Source organism: Lentzea sp. NPDC051213 (assembly GCF_044455585.1).
GTDB lineage: Bacteria > Actinomycetota > Actinomycetes > Mycobacteriales > Pseudonocardiaceae > Lentzea.
Genome location: NZ_JBITEX010000004.1, coordinates 487,560 through 506,099 on the forward strand (window position 1 = coordinate 487,560; position 18,540 = coordinate 506,099).

The window sequence follows — 18,540 nt, forward strand, 5'->3', positions numbered from 1 at the left end:
AACCTCGCCAATTGCTCGCGAATGCGACCCTAACGGAATCTTACGAGCCAGCCAAGCACTCAGTTGGAGCAATAGCTCACAAGCGCTTCACAGATGGAAGATCAAATCACCCAGCGCGGGCTTCAGGCCGAATTCCGAGTAAACCGCGCGGGCCGCTGCTTCCAGCTCGGCGGCACGTTCGGAGTCACCGCACGCGAGATGCACGCGGGACAGTTCCAGCCGCGCCCGTGCGGCACCGACAACGTCGAAGTTGGCCTCGCAGATGGTCGCCGCCTCGTGCAGCAACGTGCGGGCGGCACCGTGCCGGCCACGAGCGAACTCGTTGCCTCCCAATGCATACAGCACAATGCTCTCGCCGCGACGGTCCCGTGCGCCACGGGCCAGTTCCAGTGCGCAGGTGAGAACCTCGAACGCCCTGTCGCGCCGTCCTTCCGCCGCCAGCAGCTTGCCGAGGCGGTAGTTGATCTGCGCGAGCACCCTGGCAGGCCCCCTCCCCTGGCACACGTCCAGCGCGGCGCTCAGGCGTGTCAGCGCACCCTCGGTGTCGGACTCGTACAGGTCGATCTGGGCCAGGTTCTGCAGCACGGACGCGTGGCCGACCGGGTCGGCGTTCTCCTCGTACACCGCCAGCGCCCGTTTATGCCACCGGCGGGCTCCCGTGAGGTCACCGGACGACCGGGACACGATGCCGAGGTTGCGGTAGGCCAGCCCGAGCCCGGCGAGCTCACCGAGGTCCTCGAACACCTCCACGGCCCGCACGGACATCTCCTTCGCCAGGTCGTACCGGCTCTGACTGATGTGCAGGGACGCGAGTGAGCACCACAGCACGGCCGAGCCCCTGCGGTTGCCGGCCGCCTCGGTCGCCACCAGCGCCAGATCGTGCGTGCGCTGCCAGCTGTCGTAGTCGGCGCGCGTCTCGAACAGCGCCACCAGCCGGTGCGCGAGCTCCCAGCTCAGCTCGTCCAGCCCGGCGCCGGCGGCCAGCGACACCGCGTCGCACAGGTTCGCGCGCTCGGACTCCAGCCACGCCAACGGATCCGAGCGCAGCAGCGGATCGAGCCGCACCACCTCGCGCACCGCCGAGCCGCGCACGACGGAGAAGTCGCCGCCGTACAACGCGGTGCGCGCGTGGTCCAGCAAGGCCAGCCACCCGCCCAGCACCCGTTGCCGGGCAAGCGGAGCATCGACGTGCCCGGCCGCGAACTCGCGCACCAGTTCCGGCACGACGTAGCCGTCGCCGGCGCGGTCGACGAGGTGCGCCGACACCAGTTCGTCCACAGCGGACCGTCCGCGCACGTCCCCGAACGCCGTCACCGGCGCCCAGCGCGGCAGCCTCCTGGCCCCGGCCGCGGCGAGCAGTCCCAGCAACCGCCGGGCGTGCGGGCTCACGTCGCCCACGGTCTCCGCCAGCCGCATCCGCAGGCACAAACCGCCGTGCGACAACGCATCCAGCCTGCTGCGCGGGTCCTTCAGCTGATCGGCGAGCAACGAGATCGGCCAGTGCGGGCGGGCGGCGAGCCGGGCACCGGCGATCCGCACCGCGAGCGGCAGGCAGCCCGAGGCGGCGACCAGATCGTCGGCGCGCGACGGCTCCCTGGCCACCCGCTGCGCACCGATCTGCTTGCTCAGCAAGGTGATCGCCTGCGCGGGCTCCAGCGCGCCGACCTCGACGACGTGGGGCAGCCGCAGCCGGTGCCGGGAAGTGACGATCACCGCGCAGCCCGGCGCGTGCGGCAGCAGCGGCGTCACCTGCTCCAGGCTCGTCGCATCGTCCAGGACGAACAGAAGCGACTGTCGCGCAACTGCGTCTCGATAGGCGCTGAGCCGCGCCCCGTAGTCGCCCGGAGCGGGCACCCCGAACGACGCCAGGAACCGGCCCAGCACCTCGTGCGGCGTCGTCCCGCGCAGCCGCACGAACAGCTGGCCGTCCGGGAAGGACCCGTTCGCCACCCGATGTGCGACGTGCACGGCGAGCGTCGTCTTGCCCGTCCCCACCGCTCCCGTCAGCAGCACCACCTGCGGAAACGGGGAGATCAGGTCCACGACGGACTGGGCAGGCTCCTCACGTCCGACGAAGTCCGCGACGGCGGCCGGCAGCTGGTGCGGGCGCGGGAACAGGTCGATCTCCACGCCACCGCCCTCCAGCCGGACAACCGTTAGCCGAGGCCAGTTTCACACAGAACGCCGGTGGGATCACCGGCTCACGCCCACCGGCCCCAGCGCACGATCTCGTCGAACGGGGTGCGCGGGCGCGATCGCGGGGAGGCGCCCTCGGACACACCCTCTTCCGCCGGGTGCCCGATCGCGATCGCGCCGATCGGCACGTGCGTCTCCGGCACACCGAACTCCTCGCGGAAAGCCGGCCATTCGTCCTTGTTCATCCCGAAGAACACCGCGCCGAGCCCCTCGTCCACGGCGGTCTGCAGGATCAGCAGCGAGGCCATGCCGGTGTCGATGTACCAGTACGGGACGGGCCAGTTGTCCTCGCTGCGGTCGGTCCACCCCTTGTCCGGCTGCGCGTACCGGTCGAGGTAGACGTCCTTGGCGGACAACGGGATCACGAGCACGGGTGCGGTCTTCGAACTGTCCAGGCCCCACCACTCGAACCTGTCCTGGAACCGCTTGAGCGACTCCCCCTGCAGCACGAGGAACCCCTGCCCCTGCGAGAACCCGGCGGACGGGCCGCGCACCGCGTTGCGCAGGATCCGCTGCAGGCTCTCCTCGCTGACCGGTTCACCGGTGAACTTCCGCACCATGCGCCTGCGCCGGACGACGTCCTGGAACTCCACGCCAACCTCCCCAGATAGGTCTCCCGACCGTATCAGCGGGGAAGGGGGCTACAGCCGGCGAAGCCCGGCGAGCACGCGCTCCAGCAGCTGGCCGTCCGGCCGGTCGCCGCCGTACGACGAAGCGGTGCGGTGCACGTCGATCAGGCCGTGCGAGGCCATGTCGCCGAGCAGCACCTTCGTGACGCCCAGCGGAAGGCCGCGCAGGGCGGCGATCTCGGCCACCGAGCGCGGTGAGTGGCACAGGGCCAGCACGTCCTGGTGTTCCGGGCGCACGGCGGTGGCCGAGAACTCGTTCACCGAGACCAGGGACTCGATCTCCAGGTGCACGTCGGACGTGGTGCGGCCGCCGGTCCACGCGTAGGCGCGCACGATCGACGCCGACGACTCGATGGACGGCAGCGGCGGGACGGGCTCGAAGGGCAGCGTCGCGTACGGGTCCGGCTCCGGCGGCGGTTCCGGGGCGCGCTGCGCCTTCTTCTTGCCGCGCTTGCGGATGCGTTCGCTGTCGAAGCTGAACCCGCTGACCAGGTCGCCGAAGTTGACCTGCTCCTCTGACTCTCTGCTCATAGCAGTTCGGCCCGCAGTTCCGGCGTGAGCAGCTGACCGACCTGCCGCACCACCACTGTCATCTCGTACGCCACCTGCGACACGTCGCAGGTGGAGGACGCCAGCACCGCGAGGCACGAGCCGTCGCTGATCGACATCAGCAGCATCACGCCCCGGTCCATCTGCACGACCGTGCGCACGACCGACTCACCGGCGAAGCACTGCGACGCCGACTCCGCGAGCGACACCACGCCGGCCACGATCGCCGCGAACTGGGGCGCGGCGTGCGGCGGCAGCTTCGACGACGAGATCAGCACCAGTCCGTCGGCCGAGATCACCACGGCGTGCTCGATGCCTGGTGTGCGCTCGGCGAAGTTGGTGACCAGCCAGCCGAACTGGTCCACCTGCGTGCTCATCGACTCTCCTGCCGGTCGGGAAGACCTTTTTGCACACCGCGCTGGAAGGCGTCGAGGAAGCCCCGAGCCGAGTCCGGCGACTGACGTGCGGCTGCCGGTGCGGGCGGAGGAGGCGGTGCGGCGGCAGCGGACGCCTCGAACCACGACGTCTGCTGTCCCTCGACAGCCTCCCCGCGGAAAGACTCCCAGGACTCCTCCCGTCGTGGGGCGAGTTCTGCCGGAACCAACACGATCGCGCGAGTTCCCTTGCCCTGTTGGGCATCCAGGCGTACCACGATCTGGTGGCGTTCGGCGAGCCTGCCGACGACGAAGAGGCCCATTTCACGGAAGACCTGGACGTCCGCGCCCTCACCCGCGGCCTCGAGCCGCTGGTTGACGACCGCGAGCGCCTCGGGGTCGATGCCGATGCCGTGGTCGACCACGTCGATCTGCACGATGTCGCCTGCCTCGATCGACGCGCTGATCGAGACCTGGCTGTGCGGCGGCGAGAAAGCCGTTGCGTTGTCAAGGAGTTCGGCCAGCAGGCGGACGAGGTCGCTGGCCACGTAACCGACGACCTCGGCGTTCGGTGCCGTGTGCACCATCACCCGCTGGTACTGCTCGATCTCCGCGGCGGCCGCGCGCAGCACGTCGGTCAGCGGGATCGGGCGGTGGAACCGCCGCGCCACGTCGCCGCCGGAGAGCACCATCAGGTTCTCGTTGTTGCGGCGCATGCGGGTGGCGAGGTGGTCGAGCTTGAAGAGGTTCGCGAGCTGGTCCGGGTCCTCCTCGTACTTCTCCAGCTCCTCCATCAGCTTGAGCTGGCGTTCGACGAGGCTCTGGCTGCGCCGCGAGAGGTTCACGAAGATGTTGCGCATGTTCGCGCGCATGCCGGCCTGCTCGATGACCGAGCGGACGGCCTGCTGGTGCACCTCGTCGAACGCGCGCGCCACCTGACCGAACTCCTCGGTCGTGTGCACCGGCACCGGCTCGATCTCGGTGCTGCCCCGTCCGGTCGCCACCATTTCGGGAAGTTTGTGCCACGCCACGTCCAGCGCGGAGCGGCGCAACGCGTTGAGCGAACGCAGCAGGTAGCGGCCGACGATGAACCCGACGGTGCCGGCCAGGATCAGGCTCGCGAACAGGATCGCGGACGCCGCACCCGCCCGGTCGCTCGTCTCGTCGCGCAGGCGGTTCGACGTGTCGCGCAGGTCGTCCTGCAGGCCCTGCACCACGCCGTCCAGCGACGACGCGACCGCACTGGTCGCCTTGCTCCAGTCAGCGGCGGCGATCGGCAACGGCTTGGGCTTCGGGGGTGTGGCGTTGCCGTTGGCCGGCGGTGTGGCGGCCTGCCCGTCCGACGTCGGGTGCACCAGCGCGGCGGACAGCATCTTGCGCTGCGCCTCGATGTCCGGGCTGTTGAACTCCGTCCAGTACGAGTTCAGCTGGTCCGGCGTGGCGAGCGCGGCGAACTGACCCGCGATGTAGCCGAGCTTGACGTTGGACTCGAGGAGCGACCGCACCTCGGCGTTGACGAGCTGGCCGCGGGTGAGCCCGGACAGCACGACCGCCTGCTGGAACAGGACCTGCTCCTGCACGTTGAGCGCGTGGTTCAGGCCCATCGCCGTGCGGGAGAGCGCGGCGTCACCGAAGTCGCTGGCGAGCACCTCGTCCACGTCGAGCATCGACTCGGCGAGCGCGGTGTACTCCTTGATCACGCCCGGCACGTCACCGGTCTTCTCCCGCAGCGCAGGCAGGCCGGCGATCCGGGTTCCGACGTCTTCCATGCGGGCGGTCACGACCTCGCTCAGCGAGGTCTTGCTGATCGCCTGGCGCAACGTCGCGCGCGCGTCGTCGGTGCGGCGCACCTGCTCCTGGAGGAGCTGGACACCGGCACCTTCGGCGATGATCCGCCGTTCCGCCTGCACGCCCTCGATCACGGGGATCATCGCGGCGCGGACCTTGACCAGTCGCTGCAGCGCCGCGTACGACTCGGCGCGTTCCATGTGGGACTGGATCTGCAACACGCCGGCGCCCACCGCGATGGCGACCGGAACGATCAACACCGCGGCGAGCTTCACCGGCAGGCGCCAGTTGCGCCAGTTGACGAGCTTGTTGAACATCAGACGAAGAGCTTGGCCGCGTTCAGGAACAGTCGATACAGCCCGTAGGCGAGCGGGAGACCCACCCACAACCACGCGCCGATCAGCAACAAGCGCTGGGAGCTCACTTCCGCACCACGCCTTCCGAGTCTTCCTTGTCGGCAGCGGACTCGGCGTCCGCGGCGTCCGCCGCCTCGGCCTCGTTCCACTTGGCGACCGTCGCCTCGTCGTCCGTCTTGGGCGAGGGCTTGTCGGTCTCGTCAGCTGCGGCCTTCGGCTCGTGGAACTTCGGATCGACCGGGCGGACCAGCTCGTTCGCGACGAAACCAACGACCAGCAGCGAGATCATGATGTAGAACGACGTGGTGTACAAGTCGGGCCCGACATGTCCGGCCTTCTTGCCCGCGTCCGCGATGGCGTTGACGATCAGCGGCCCGAGCACACCGGCCACGGACCACGCGGTCAGCAGGCGACCGTGGATCGCGCCGACCTGGTAGGTGCCGAACAGGTCGCGCAGGTAGGCCGGGATCGTCGCGAAACCGCCACCGTAGAAGGTGAGGATCACCATCGCCGCGACCACGAACAACGGCACGCTGGACGAGCCGATCGTCAGCAGCAACAGGTAGAGCAGCGCGCCGACGCCGAGGTAGAGACGGTAGATGTTCTTGCGTCCGACCAGGTCCGAAGTGGACGACCAGACGATCCGGCCGGCCATGTTCGCCGCCGACAACAGGGCCACGAAACCGGTTGCCGCCGCCGTCGCGACCGGTGTCGAGGACTCCTTGAAGAAGTCGACCAGCATGGGCGCGGCCTTCTCCAGGATGCCGATGCCCGCGCTGACGTTGAAGCACAGCACGACCCACAGCAGCCAGAACTGAGGCGTCTTGATCGCGTTGTTCGCCGAGACGTTGAACGCGACGGTGGCCTTCGGCTTGTCCTTGAGCAGCGCGGCCTTCTCCGCCACGAACTCCTTGGACGGCAGGCGGACCAGCAGCACGCCGACGGTCATGAAGACCGCGTAGGCGAGGCCGTGGATCAGGAACGCCTTGCCGATGCCCGAGGTGGAGGTGTTCCCGAACGCCGTGAGCATCGAGGTCGACCAGGGTGACGCGATCAACGCTCCGCCGCCGAAGCCCATGATCGCGATACCGGTCGCCATGCCCGGCCGGTCGGGGAACCACTTGATCAGCGTGGACACCGGCGAGATGTAGCCGATGCCGAGACCGATGCCGCCGACCAGGCCGTAGCCCACGACGACCACCCAGTACTGGCCGGCCCACACGCCCGCCGCCGAGATCAGCAGACCGGAGCAGAAGCAGACGAGCGAGGTGAACATCGCCCACCGCGGCCCCTTGCGCTCCACGGTCGTACCGAGCACGGCGGCCGAGAGCCCGAGCATCACGATGCCGAGCTGGAAGGGCAGCGCGCTCTGCGTTCCCGTGATGCCGAGAGATTTCTCCAGAGGCGTCTTGAAGACACTCCAGGCATAGGCCTGACCAATGGAGAGATGAATCGCCAGTGCTGCTGGCGGAACGAGCCAGCGGTTCCATCCGGGAGGCGCGACCGTGCGTTCGCGCGCTAAGAACCCCACTTTATCCCCAACCGTCACAAAAACGCGGACCGATCGATCCTAGGGCAGGTGCACACGTGCGACAACGGGCTGAACCTGTCGATGTGCGTTGCATGGCGTGCAACCGTGGGCCACTGCAGATGAGCTACCCTCGCGTCCAACCATTTGAGACGAATGCAGTGTCCGGTTTGGCCCGTTTCCCGGTATACGGACACGTTGACTGCACACGTGAGAGCGCTACAGTGGTCGCCGCACGCAGAGGGGCGGGAGTACATGACCAAGGCGATGTGGTCGCCTGGAGAAACACAGCACGAGCATCGGGAAATCAGGGGGTTCGCGTCCTTCGACGACCCCGAGACTTTGTCGTACGTCGATTCGAACGGCAAACCGAACTTCGAGCTGATTCGGCAGACCGAAGAATTCCGCACTCTCCGCCGCCGGCTCACGACGTTCATCTTCCCGATGAGCGCGTTGTTCCTCGCGTCGTACCTGACCTTCGTGCTGCTGTCCGCCTATGCGAAAGACTTCGTGAGCACCAAGGTCATCGGTGTGATCAACCTCGGCATCCTGCTCGGCCTCGGCCAGTTCGTGACGTCGATCATCATCACGTTGTCCTATGCGCGGTACGCCAAGCGCCGGCTGGACCCGCAGCGCAGGTTGCTCGCTGAAAAGACCGGGGTCGAGGAGTAAGACATGCCCACCACCGGCAATCCGGTGCTGAACCTCAGCGTGTTCGCGGTGTTCGTCCTGATCACCCTCTACATCGTCTACCGGGCCAGCAGCCGCAACGTCACCGCGTCCGACTACTACGCCGCGGGCAGCTCGTTCACCGGCGCCCAGAACGGCGTGGCGCTGTCCGGTGACTTCCTGTCGGCCGCGTCGTTCCTCGGCATCTCCGGCGGTATCGCGGCGCACGGCTACGACGGCTTCCTGTACTCCGTCGGCTGGGTCGTCGCGTGGCTGGTCGGCCTGCTGCTGATCGCGGAGGGCCTGCGCAACACCGGCCGCTTCACCGTCGGCGACGTGCTGGCGTTCCGGATGAAGCAGCGCCCGGTCCGCGCGGCCGCGGCGAACGCGACCCTGGTGATCTCGTTCTTCTACATGATCGCGCAGATGGCGGGCGCCGGCGGCCTGATCGCGTTGCTGCTGAACGTGACCTCGAAGTGGGGCCAGGCACTGCTGATCGCGGTGGTCGGCATGGTCATGGTGCTCTACGTGCTGGTCGGCGGCATGAAGGGCACGACCTGGGTGCAGATCATCAAGGCCGTCCTGCTGCTGCTCTGCGTGACGCTGATGAGCATCTTCCTGCTCGGCAAGTTCGGCTTCAGCCTGTCCGCGATCATGTCCGCGGCCACCGAGAACAACAAGCTCGGCGAGGCCGTGCTCGACCCCGGCGCGAAGTACGGCTTCAGCGCGATGTCCAAACTGGACTTCGTGTCGCTGGCGCTGTCGCTGGTGCTCGGCATCGCGTCGCTCCCGCACGTGCTGATGCGCTTCTACACCGTGCCGAACGCCTCCGAGGCGCGTCGTTCGGTCGTGTGGGCGACCTGGACGATGGTCATCTTCTACCTGTGCACGCTGGTGATCGGCTTCGGCGCGATGGCGCTGGTCGGCACCGAGACCATCGCCGCGGCACCGGGTGGTGAGAACTCGGCGGCGCCCCTGCTGGCGTTCCGCATCGGTGGCGCGGTCCTGCTGGGCATCGTGTCCGCCGTGGCGTTCGCCACGATCCTCGCGGTCGTCGCCGGCCTGACGCTGGCGGCCTCCGCCTCGTTCGCGCACGACGTGTACGCGAACGTGATCAAGCGCGGCAACGCGGAACCCCGCAGGGAGATCCGGGTCGCCCGGCTGACCGCGGTGGTCGTCGGCGTGCTGTCGATCATCGGCGGCATCGCGGCGAACGGGCAGAACGTGGCGTTCCTCGTGTCGCTGGCCCTGGCGCTGGCGGCCTCGGCAAACCTGTCGACGATCCTCTTCACGATCTTCTGGCGGCGCTTCAACACCACCGGCACGCTGTGGAGCATCTACGGCGGGCTCGGGTCGTGCCTGACGCTGATCATCTTCTCGCCGGTGATGTCCGGGGCCAAGACGTCGATCTTCCCGGACGTCGACTTCTCGTGGTTCCCGCTGGGCAACCCCGGGCTGGTGTCGATCCCGTTCTCGTTCCTGTGCGGGTTCCTCGCGACGATCTTCTCGAAGCCAGAGACCGACAAGCAGGCACTGGCGGCGGAGATGGAAGTGCGGGCCATTTCAGGCATCGGCGCCAGGACCTGATTCCGGGGCGCGTCAATCGGGAATGAGCCCCGATTCGTGCGCGATGATCGCGGCCTGCACGCGGTTGCGGACGCCGAGCTGCCGGAGAATGGTGCTGACGTAGACCTTCACGGTGCCCTCGACGACGTGGATGCGGGCGGCGATCTCCGCGTTCGACAGGCCGGCGCCGACGAGCCCGAGCACCTCGCGCTCGCGTGCGGTCAGCGCCCCGATCCGTTGCGTCGCAACCGGTCGCGGGCGGGAGCTCGCGAGCTGGTCGACGACCCTCTTCGCCACCAACGGCGACAGGTAGGCGGCACCGGTCGCGACGGCGCGCACCCCGGCGATGATCTCCTGCGGGTCGCCGGTCTTGAGCACGAACCCGGCAGCGCCCTCGCCGAGCGCCCTGGTGATGTAGGCGTCGTCGGCGAACGTCGTCAGCACCAGCGTCCTCGTGTCCGGGTGGCGCTCGCGGATCCGGGTGGCCGCGTCGAGGCCGTCGAGCACCGGCATGCGGATGTCGAGCACGGCGACGTCCGGCCGGTGCCGTGCGACCAGGTCCAGCGCCTCGCTGCCGTTCTCCGCCTCCGCCACCACCTCGATGTCCTTCGCGGTGGCGAGCACGGCTTTGACGCCGAACCGCACCACGGGCTCGTCGTCGGCGAGCACCACCCTGATCACGACGGCCTCCTGGCCAGGAATTCCTTGTGCACCAGCCGATCATCCCGGAAGCACAGCTGGTAGAGATCATGGCGCTCGTGGTCGAACGGGTTGCCGTGCGTGCTGTAGTACCGGCATTCGGTGCCGTCCGGCGCGCGCACCCCGAGCGGGTTGTCGACCCGCGTGCGCAGGGGCAGGTCCAGGTCGTCCTCCGGCGCCGCGAGCCGCGCCTGCGCGAACTGTTCCGGTGTCAGCACCGACGTTGCCGCGTCGAACACCATGTACCCCGGCACCCCTGCCGCGATCACCGAACACACAACCGAGGTGATCAGCACAGTTCGCCGCGCGCTCTTCCTGATCGCCTCCGCCGTGCGTTCCCTGCGCACGTGCGTCGGAGTGGTGCGGGGCAGCGGCCGCTCCGGGAGCTTCACCCGCACCTCGAACCCGCCGTCGCCGGTCGGCCCGGCGTCGAACGAACCACCCACGAGGGCAACGCGTTCGGCGAGGCCGAGCAGCCCCTTCCCGCTCCCGACCGCGGTGGTCCCCGGCGCCGGACCGTTGGTGATGCGGAGGTCGAGGTTCGGGGTGAGATCGACGCTGACCTTCGCCGCGGGTGCGTGCTTGATCACGTTGGTCAGCGCTTCGGCGACCACCCGGTGCACGGTCCGCGCGATGATCCCGTCGATGCCGGTCCTGCGCCGGTTCGTGAGCTCGACGTCGAGGCCGCTGCGGGCGACGACCTCCTCGATCGTCGCGACCGGTTCGTCCTCGTCGGCTCGCAGCACCTGCATGACGTCGGCCAGCCGTTCAGCCGCCGCGGTCACGCTCGCCCGTGCGGTCCTGGCGGCCTCGCGTTGCCCGGCGGTGAGCGTCGGTTCCAACTCCAGTGCGCCGACGAGCAGGGCGGCGCGGGCCAGCTCGTGGCCGACCAGGTCGTGCATCTCGCCGGCCAGCCTGGCGCGTTCGGCGCCGCGGGCGTTGTCCGCGTCGCGTTCCAGCAGGGCGGCGTGCTCCCAGCCGACGTCGAGGAGCTCGGCGTACCTCCTGCGAAACCGGCCGACCGCCCACGGCACCACGCCGAGCACCCCGATGCCGGAGGTGACGGCGAGCGCGGTGTCCGAGCCTCCGCGCTCGGTCAGCGCCACCACCACACCGGCGATCTCGGCGACGGTCAGCGCGATCGCCGTCGGTCGCGGATCTCCCGCGTTCCGGCCGGCCAGGAAGCTGGTGAGCGCGAGCGCCGGTGCCAGCGCGATCACGCCGGTAGCGCTGTCGGACTCGACCCGGACGAGGTAGCAGACCAGCCACGCTCCCAGAGCGAGACTCAGTGCCACAGCAGGCCGTTTGCGCACGACGGCCACCGCGGCCGCGAGCACCGCCAGGTAGAGCACGAGCTCCCACACCGCGAGCCGCCCGGCGCGTGACGTCACAGCCGCCGCCACCACCGGCACCGCGGCGCACACCCACAAGATCAGCCGGACCCACACGCCCCCATCATTCACCGGACGCGTTCCAGCACCACGTCCCGGTTCCGCTTCTTCGACAGCACCGCGATCACCCACGACACCAAAGCGCCCAGCAGCAACCCCGCCACCACATCGTGTACATAGTGGACACCCACGACGACGCGCGACGCCGCCGCGGCCACCGCACACACCGCCGCGACCCAGCCGAGCGTGCGGTGCAGCGCCCAGATCGCCACCGCCGACGCACCCGCGATCACCGAGTGGTTGCTGGGAAACGACCAGTCGCCCGGTTCCGGGCAGTCCGCGAGCGACGGCGCGCCACGACAGGGCCGTTCCTCCTGGACGACCAGCTTGATCACCTCGCTGATCGCGTAGGCGACCACCACCCCGGCGCCGGCGAGGACCGCCCGCAGGCGAAACCCCAGCCACAGCCAGGCGAACATCAGCGCGAACACTCCGAGCACCGCGTCGGTGCCCACCACAAGCCAAGTCACCCGGCCGAAGTTAGGAGTGCGGGCGCCCGCGCACCTCTGCCGATCGGAACCGATCAGACCTTACTTTCGACAAGGTCGGCCTCGAGTTCGCGGACGATCGGCAGCACGTGCTTGCCGAAGTACGCGACCTCCTCCTGGTAGTGCAGGAAGCCGAGCAACAGCAGGTCGACGCCGCGCCGCCGGTACTCGACGATCCGTTCGGCGATCTGTTCCGGCGTCCCGATCAACCTGGTGCGGAACCCGTCGTTGTACTGCACGAGGTCCTCGAACGACGAGTCCGCCCACATGCCGCGCCGGTCCCCTGTCGACGGCCCCGCCTGCTGGACGGCATCCCGGAACCCTTGCACAGCAGGGACATCGGCTTTGGCCACGACCGCGGTGGAGACCTCGGCGATCTGTTCGGTGACGCCGTTGTTCTCGGCGAGAACGGCCAGGTCGCGGTTGTACTCGTAGGACCAGTCGGTGCGTTGTTCAATGCTGCTCACACCGAGTCCGCCACTCACGTTGGGCACCCAATAGGCGAACTTCACTCCGCTTTCCGACACCCGAGCACTCCTCACAAAAGAGTGGTACAAATAGCACGACAAAGGCGATCTCTCGGCGACCGACATAATCCTTCACCGATATTCGCCTTTCTTCACCATGCGTGATTGTGCTGCTCCGACCGGCTGAAAAAGAACACCGCCGAGTGGCTTCTCACTCTTTGGTCACCGCGTTGACAACATCAGTCGACTATCGAGATCCTCAGCGGCATGTGCTCCGGTGTCGTCCTTGTCGGACGCCTTCACGTGGACCTGTGTCAGCAGGCCAGCGCACTCTGTCGCTCCCTCTGAGCGCTTTCGCTTTTTGTCCAGATACGTCCGGGCCGGGTGCTGCGCTGCACCCGATCACCCGGCGAATTCGGCGTGCCCAAAAAGGAGAGAACTGCAATGCGATGGCGAAAAACTCTGGCCGGAGCCGCGGTCGCGGTCCTCGCGGCCGGCGTGGTGACGGCCAGCGGGGACAACTCCCCCGCTTATGCCGATGTGCAGACGTTCGTCGACAGCAAGACGGCATCGGACGGCAAGCAGTACTGGGTGAAGAACCACCTCACCCAGCAGGCGCAAACGCTGAGTGCGGGTCGTAAGAAGTGGCTTCTCGTCTGGGCTGGAGACGAGAACATCGCGGACACGCTCGTCAAGGACCTCAAAAACCTGCCCGGTTCACTCACGGGCGGGCTCGGCAAGGTCACCAACGCGTTGCCGGGGCCTGATTTCCTCGCGGTGATCGACGCGACGGAGGGCTCGCCCAGTTACGGGAAGGTCGTGAACACCGCGACCGTCGGCCCGCTGGTCGAGAACGAGCCGCACCACATGCAGTACGTGTGGCACAAGGGCGACACGATCTACGCGGGCGCGCTGTTCGCGGCGGCCACCTACGCGTTCGACGTGAGCGCGTTGCCTTCGTTGAAGCTCAAGGGAATCAGCCTGCCGACGAACACGCTCGGCGGATCCGTGCCGGACGCGTACTGGACGTTGAAGGACGGCACGGCCTACGGCACCTACATGGGTGGTCCGGTGGTGCCCGGCCCGTACGTCTACGCGAACGGGCAAACGGTGGTGGGCAACGGTTTCGCGGGCTCGCCCGGCGCGTTGCTGCGGTTCGACCGGGACGGCAAGGTGCTGTCGCAGGTGTCCGCGGCGACCCCGCAGGGCGACGACGAGAAGCTCTGCCTCAACCTGCCGCGGCTCGGCGCGCCGTCGTGCGCGAACCCGCACGGCATCCAGGCGCGTGAAGACCTGAACATCCTCGTGACCTCGGACTACGCCGAACCCCGCAACATCATCCTCGACCCGGTCAAGGCGCCCTCGCCGTACCTGCGCCGCCCGACGGTCCGCACGTGGGACATCTCCGACCGCAACGCCCCTCGGTTGAAGGCCGTGAGCTACCTGCAGAACGGCCCGCGCGCTGATCCCGCCGACCCGCTGCACCAGGAGAGCCGCGCGGTCATGGAGACGACGGTGACGAACCTGCCGGGTCACAAGGGCGCGTTCGCCCAGACCATGCAGGGCGGCGCGGTGCACTACACGCCGGACATCACGGCCGCCGAGCCGCACTGGTACGAGGTGTTCGACGACGGCTCGGCCGGCAAGGCGATCCACGCGGGCAACGATGCGAACGGTGGCGGTTCGAACGGCGGCTGGATCCAGACGTCGCCGGACGACAGGTACCTCTACCGCGCCATTTCCGGACGGGGCAAGGGCGCGCTCGGCCCGAACGACCCCGGCACCACCGGTGGCGTGTACGTGCTGAACATCGAGAAGCTGCTCGCGGCGGGCACCTCGTTCCAGTGCCGCATCGACACGCTGGCTGAGGCGCAGACCGGTGGCGCGGAGTCCGACTGCCCGTCGCTCGCGGGTGCCGTCCCGATCAACCCCGGCACGCCCGCCGCGGGTCCGCACTGGGGCGCGTACGACAACTTCGAGCTCGGTTCGGACGGCCTCTACCACGAGATCTCGTCGCCACGACGTCTCGCGGTGTCGAACTACTTCGTCGCGCGCACCGGCCTCGACGGTGACCACAAGGTCAACATCGTGAAGATCGGTCCTTCGGGTCAGCTGACCGTGGACAACTCGTTCAAGGACGAGTTCTCCGGCCAGGTCGGCATCAACTTCAACCGCAAGGACTGGCCGCACGGCCCGTTCGGCAACGCGAAGCCGCACTCGGAGCTGTTCGTGATCTCGGATGCGGACGTGAAGTAATGGATCATCCCCACGGAGGTTTCGACGCCGCGTTGGCCGGCGTGTCGGTCTGGGCTGTCGTGCTGCGGCTCGCGCTGCTGCTCGTCTCGGCCCTGATCGCCGGCTCCGGCTTCGCGGTCGCGGGCCCGAAGTGGTTGAGGGCCGCGAACTTCGCACTCGCGGTGCTCGCCATCGGGCTCGTGGTCGTGTCGCTGGTGGCGTTCGACGCGCATCTTCTGGGCGCGCTGGCGCACGGGCTGCTGGTGGTGGGCGTGCCGGTGCTGCTCGGCAAGCCCGCTGTCCGGTGGGTCGCGGGCGCTCTGACGCTGCTGCTGGTGATCGAGACCTCCGTGGGGGACTCCGGTCTGTTGCTGGTGGCCAACACCGTTTACGTGGCCGGTGCGGTCGCGTGGGTGGCGTTGGCGCTGTCGGACTCCGCTCGCGCTCCCCAGCTCGCGCTGTCGTTGGGCGTGGTGCTGGCGCTGGCGGGTCTGGTCAGGCTGGTGTCGTCCGGGCTCGCGTTCGACCGCAGGGTGTACGAGACCCTGCTCGGTCTGTCGCTGGTCGGCGTGGTGGTACTTCCGTTGGCAGCACTGGGAATTCGCCGGTTCGGCACTCTTGCGGTCGCGGCCGGTCTGCTCGCGTGGAGCGGGCTGGCCGCGATTCCCCCGCCGCAGGAGCTGCCCGTTCCGGGAGTTCCGGTGCTTGCTTCACCGGCGCTGGCCGGCCGTCAGGTTCCGGTGCTGATCAGCCCGCACCGGCCGGGACCCAACCTCGTGCACTTCCCGGCGAGCGCGGGAAACCTGTCGGTCAGCGTCGGTGAGGGCGCCGCGGTACCGGCCGTGCCGAGCGCGGGCGCGGACGGCACGTGGGCCTCGGTCGACCTGCCTCCCGGCCGCGGCTCTCTCACGGTGACGTCGGGCTCGGCCAGCGCCTCGGTCTCGTTCGACACCGGCACCGCACCCGGCCCGGCGGCGGACGTCGAGTGCTCTTCGGGGGCGCTCGGCGGTCTGATCGCCGGCAAGCGGGACGTGCTGACGTCGTGCCCGTCCGACGGTCTGTCCACCGAGGACTCCGACTCGCTGACAAAGCTGGTGACGTTCCTGAAGAACAAGGGCGTCACCAGCGTCCGGCTCGTCTCCGACACCACGCCTCGAGGTGTGCAGGCGGCCGCCGTGGTGCGTTCCGGCCTGGAAGTGCGGGATTCGGGTGACGCGCTGGTCGTGGTGTCCGGCTGGTCGGACGCCTACGGAGCGTTGACCCGCGCGGGCATCGAGCAAGCCGAACGCCCGGTGTACCCGCACGGCCTGTACGTGGCGCCGTGGTTGCTGACGTCGCCGATCGCGACCTCGGTGACGACCTTGGCGGTGCCGCTGCGGTTCGACCCGCGGGAACAACTGCCGATCGGGTACGCCGTCGAGGTCGGGAACTCGTTCGGTGGCGCGAATCCCACCCCTGCCGGGTTCCGGTCGTGGCTAGGCCGGTCCGCGGGCGAGCAGGTCCAGATCTACGCGGTCGCGCAGGTGACCGCGATGCCGATGGCGCCGGGCGAGGCGCACGGCCCCGGCATGCCCATGCAGGAAGAGCTTGCGGGGCAATGGGTCCCGAAAGCCACCGTCGTGCCGGTCAGCCCGGTGCTCAGCTGAAGGAGAGAGATGGCCACGCAGTTCCTCACCGAGAACACGCCGATCTGGGTCCTGCCGGGCGTGGACCTCGGCCCGATCCTCGACCCGGCCATCGGCGTTCCCGCCGCACTGGCCCCGATCTTCGAACTGCTCAAGTTCGTCGGCGGCTGATTTTTCCTACCACGAAAGGACATTTTCATGAAGAAGATCGTTGCGGCGGCCGTGCTGAGCGGTGCTGTGCTGGCCGGTTTCGCCTCGCCCGCGTTCGCCGACCCGGCCGTCGTGGACAAGCCGGACACCAGTGACCTCACCAACAAGTGGACGACCGCGCCCCTCGGCATCCCGGTCTTCGGCCTGATCGAGTCCGTCGTCAAGGCCCCGAACTACATCATCCCCAACTAGTTCTTTCGTGCGCTGAGGAGTCCCGGTGACAACGAGATACTTCCCGACATCCTGCGCGGCCCCCGTTCCCGCCCCCGAGGAACCGGTCCGCATCGTCCCGCTCGTCGTCGCCGGGCTCCTGGCGGCCGGCCTCACCTGGTTCGTGTGGTCTTCCTACGGCGCGAAACAGGGCGTGCTGCTCGCCCTCGGCCTGGCCCTGGGGCTAGCCCTCTTCCACTCCCGCTTCGGCTTCACCTCGGCGTGGCGCCAGCTGATCGCCGTCGGCAACGGCGAGGGCCTGCGCGCCCACACCCTGCTCCTCGGCACGGCCGCCACCCTGATCGCCCTGATCATCTCGACCGGCGCCGGCCTGTTCGGCTCGGTGCCCAAGGCCGTCGGCAACCCCCTCGGCCTGGCCCTGCTCGTGGGTGCCGTGCTGTTCGCGATCGGCATGCAACTGGGCGGCGCGTGCGCGTCCGGCACGCTGTTCGCGGTCGGCTCCGGGCAGTCCACGATCGTGCTGACCCTGTTGGGCTTCATCGCGGGCTCGGTCCTCTACACCTGGGCCTTCCCGCTCTTCGACGGCTGGCCCGCCTTCCCCGCCGTGGTGCTCTCCGAGCACGTCGGCTGGTGGGGCTCCTGGCTGATCACGATCGCGCTGCTGGGCCTGATCGTGCTGGCGACCAGGCTGGCGCAGGCCCGCCGCACCCCGCCGCCGACCGACGCGGTGCCTTCTTCCCGTGGCCTCGCGCGGGTGATCCGCGGCTCGTGGCCGATCCTGGTCGGCGCGGTGGTGCTGGGCGTGCTGGCGGCGGCGGTGTTCCTGGTGTCCGGCGGCATCTGGGGCGTCACCTTCGCCTTCGCCCTGTGGGGCGCGAAGCTGGTGCAAATGCTCGGCCTGCACCCCGAGGCGTGGCAGTTCTGGCAGACCCCGGCCAACGCCAAGGCCTTGGCCGCCCCAATCTGGACCGACAAGACGTCGCTGACGAACATCGGCATCATGATCGGCGCCGCGATCGCCGCCGCCGCGGCCGGCGCCTGGAAAATCCACACCACCATCCCGTGGCGCACGGCGGTCGCCGCGGTGCTGGGCGGCGTGCTGATGGGCATCGGTGCCCGGCTCGCCGGCGGCTGCAACATCGGCGCGTACCTGGGCGGCATCTCCGTCGGGTCGTTGCACGGGTGGCTTTGGGGTGTGTTCGCGCTGGGCGGCACGTGGATCGGGCTCCGGTTGCGGCCGGTGTTCGGGCTCGCGAACCCGAAGCCGACCGATTCGGTGTGCTGACACCCGGCCCGGTGACCTGGGCCCTCGTCGGCCCCAGTCCGGCGGCCTCGCGTGCCGACATCGCCCTGGTCACCTGGGCCCTGGTCGACCCGAGTCCGAACGGCTCGCGTGCCAACACCGGCCCCGGTGCCCGGCACCCTGGTCGGGCCGAGCCGAGCTCGCGTGCCAACACCACCCCAGTGCCCTGGCGGCCTGGTCGGCCCGGTGCCCTGACACTCTCCGCCGAACCCGAGCCCCAGCCCGACCTCCTGACA

16 protein-coding genes and 2 pseudogenes are annotated in these 18,540 nt (G+C 68.9%); 8 read left to right on the top strand and 10 right to left on the bottom strand.

The genetic code is table 11. The features are described from left to right. Positions 1 to 87: 87 nt before the first annotated feature. The 6 genes and pseudogenes from ACIA8G_RS20545 to ACIA8G_RS20570 form a co-directional block, all read right to left on the bottom strand. A complete protein-coding gene (locus ACIA8G_RS20545) occupies positions 88 to 2,130 on the bottom strand; it encodes a tetratricopeptide repeat protein (protein ID WP_396420174.1) in 2,043 nt (680 codons plus the stop codon). Positions 2,131 to 2,201: 71 nt separating this feature from the next. Further along, the gene (locus ACIA8G_RS20550; protein ID WP_396420175.1) at positions 2,202 to 2,789 is read right to left on the bottom strand and encodes a nitroreductase family protein; all 588 of its coding nucleotides are present in this window, start codon (positions 2,787 to 2,789) and stop codon (positions 2,202 to 2,204) included. Positions 2,790 to 2,837: 48 nt separating this feature from the next. Next, positions 2,838 to 3,356, bottom strand: a complete 519-nt coding sequence (locus ACIA8G_RS20555; protein ID WP_396420176.1) for a DUF742 domain-containing protein — start codon at positions 3,354 to 3,356, stop codon at positions 2,838 to 2,840. Further along, positions 3,353 to 3,751, bottom strand: a complete 399-nt coding sequence (locus tag ACIA8G_RS20560) for a roadblock/LC7 domain-containing protein (protein ID WP_396420177.1) — start codon at positions 3,749 to 3,751, stop codon at positions 3,353 to 3,355. The genes ACIA8G_RS20555 and ACIA8G_RS20560 overlap by 4 nt, the downstream gene beginning before the upstream one ends. Continuing rightward, positions 3,748 to 5,853: a nitrate- and nitrite sensing domain-containing protein gene (locus ACIA8G_RS20565; protein WP_396420178.1), complete on the bottom strand. Its 2,106-nt coding sequence runs from the start codon at positions 5,851 to 5,853 to the stop codon at positions 3,748 to 3,750. The genes ACIA8G_RS20560 and ACIA8G_RS20565 overlap by 4 nt, the downstream gene beginning before the upstream one ends. 238 nt (positions 5,854 to 6,091) lie before the next feature. Continuing rightward, positions 6,092 to 7,423 (bottom strand): annotated as a pseudogene (locus ACIA8G_RS20570) (OFA family MFS transporter); the annotation flags it as partial. Between the two features lie 207 nt (positions 7,424 to 7,630). On the opposite strand from ACIA8G_RS20570, the gene ACIA8G_RS20575 reads away from it, so the two are divergent. Both ACIA8G_RS20575 and ACIA8G_RS20580 read left to right on the top strand, forming a co-directional pair. Then, positions 7,631 to 8,092, top strand: a complete 462-nt coding sequence (locus ACIA8G_RS20575) for a DUF485 domain-containing protein (protein ID WP_396420179.1) — start codon at positions 7,631 to 7,633, stop codon at positions 8,090 to 8,092. 3 nt (positions 8,093 to 8,095) lie between these two features. Further along, complete coding sequence (locus tag ACIA8G_RS20580; protein ID WP_396420180.1) at positions 8,096 to 9,676, top strand: cation acetate symporter; 1,581 nt, start codon at positions 8,096 to 8,098, stop codon at positions 9,674 to 9,676. A gap of 12 nt (positions 9,677 to 9,688) precedes the next feature. Here ACIA8G_RS20580 and ACIA8G_RS20585 read toward each other — a convergent pair whose 3' ends face one another. From ACIA8G_RS20585 to ACIA8G_RS20600, 4 genes and pseudogenes are all read right to left on the bottom strand, one after another. Then, positions 9,689 to 10,336, bottom strand: a complete 648-nt coding sequence (locus tag ACIA8G_RS20585; protein ID WP_396420181.1) for a response regulator — start codon at positions 10,334 to 10,336, stop codon at positions 9,689 to 9,691. Next, the gene (locus ACIA8G_RS20590) at positions 10,333 to 11,802 is read right to left on the bottom strand and encodes a sensor histidine kinase (protein WP_396420182.1); all 1,470 of its coding nucleotides are present in this window, start codon (positions 11,800 to 11,802) and stop codon (positions 10,333 to 10,335) included. The genes ACIA8G_RS20585 and ACIA8G_RS20590 overlap by 4 nt, the downstream gene beginning before the upstream one ends. An 11-nt stretch (positions 11,803 to 11,813) precedes the next feature. Then, positions 11,814 to 12,275 carry a phosphatase PAP2 family protein gene (locus ACIA8G_RS20595; protein ID WP_396420183.1) on the bottom strand — a complete coding sequence of 154 codons (462 nt, stop codon included), beginning with the start codon at positions 12,273 to 12,275 and terminating at the stop codon, positions 11,814 to 11,816. 53 nt (positions 12,276 to 12,328) lie between these two features. Further along, positions 12,329 to 12,646 (bottom strand): annotated as a pseudogene (locus ACIA8G_RS20600) (dimethyl sulfone monooxygenase SfnG); the annotation flags it as partial. 381 nt (positions 12,647 to 13,027) lie between these two features. Here ACIA8G_RS20600 and ACIA8G_RS20605 point away from each other — a divergent pair. The 6 genes from ACIA8G_RS20605 (at position 13,028) to ACIA8G_RS20630 (ending at position 18,286) form a co-directional block, all read left to right on the top strand. After that, positions 13,028 to 13,108, top strand: a complete 81-nt coding sequence (locus ACIA8G_RS20605) for a putative leader peptide (RefSeq protein ID WP_396420559.1) — start codon at positions 13,028 to 13,030, stop codon at positions 13,106 to 13,108. Between the two features lie 96 nt (positions 13,109 to 13,204). Beyond that, entirely contained in the window at positions 13,205 to 15,016 is a 1,812-nt protein-coding gene (locus tag ACIA8G_RS20610; RefSeq protein WP_396420184.1) for a hypothetical protein, read from the top strand. Continuing rightward, positions 15,016 to 16,641 (top strand): hypothetical protein, encoded by a 1,626-nt coding sequence (locus ACIA8G_RS20615; protein ID WP_396420185.1) that lies wholly within the window; start codon positions 15,016 to 15,018, stop codon positions 16,639 to 16,641. The genes ACIA8G_RS20610 and ACIA8G_RS20615 overlap by 1 nt, the downstream gene beginning before the upstream one ends. A gap of 9 nt (positions 16,642 to 16,650) precedes the next feature. After that, the gene (locus ACIA8G_RS20620) at positions 16,651 to 16,791 is read left to right on the top strand and encodes a hypothetical protein (RefSeq protein ID WP_396420186.1); all 141 of its coding nucleotides are present in this window, start codon (positions 16,651 to 16,653) and stop codon (positions 16,789 to 16,791) included. Between the two features lie 27 nt (positions 16,792 to 16,818). Beyond that, a complete protein-coding gene (locus ACIA8G_RS20625; protein WP_396420187.1) occupies positions 16,819 to 17,022 on the top strand; it encodes a hypothetical protein in 204 nt (67 codons plus the stop codon). A 25-nt stretch (positions 17,023 to 17,047) separates the two neighbouring features. Beyond that, entirely contained in the window at positions 17,048 to 18,286 is a 1,239-nt protein-coding gene (locus tag ACIA8G_RS20630; RefSeq protein ID WP_396420188.1) for a YeeE/YedE family protein, read from the top strand. Positions 18,287 to 18,540: the final 254 nt, after the last annotated feature.

What these genes read in the sequence shown, in the direction of transcription:
- ACIA8G_RS20555 (WP_396420176.1), bottom strand. Translation starts at nt 3,356, where the DNA reads ATGAGCAGAGAGTCAGAGGAGCAGGTCAACTTCGGCGACCTGGTCAGC.
- ACIA8G_RS20560 (WP_396420177.1), bottom strand. Translation starts at nt 3,751, where the DNA reads ATGAGCACGCAGGTGGACCAGTTCGGCTGGCTGGTCACCAACTTCGCC.
- ACIA8G_RS20565 (WP_396420178.1), bottom strand. Translation starts at nt 5,853, where the DNA reads ATGTTCAACAAGCTCGTCAACTGGCGCAACTGGCGCCTGCCGGTGAAG.
- ACIA8G_RS20580 (WP_396420180.1), top strand. Translation starts at nt 8,096, where the DNA reads ATGCCCACCACCGGCAATCCGGTGCTGAACCTCAGCGTGTTCGCGGTG.
- ACIA8G_RS20605 (WP_396420559.1), top strand. Translation starts at nt 13,028, where the DNA reads ATGTGCTCCGGTGTCGTCCTTGTCGGACGCCTTCACGTGGACCTGTGT.
- ACIA8G_RS20610 (WP_396420184.1), top strand. Translation starts at nt 13,205, where the DNA reads ATGCGATGGCGAAAAACTCTGGCCGGAGCCGCGGTCGCGGTCCTCGCG.
- ACIA8G_RS20615 (WP_396420185.1), top strand. Translation starts at nt 15,016, where the DNA reads ATGGATCATCCCCACGGAGGTTTCGACGCCGCGTTGGCCGGCGTGTCG.
- ACIA8G_RS20620 (WP_396420186.1), top strand. Translation starts at nt 16,651, where the DNA reads ATGGCCACGCAGTTCCTCACCGAGAACACGCCGATCTGGGTCCTGCCG.
- ACIA8G_RS20625 (WP_396420187.1), top strand. Translation starts at nt 16,819, where the DNA reads ATGAAGAAGATCGTTGCGGCGGCCGTGCTGAGCGGTGCTGTGCTGGCC.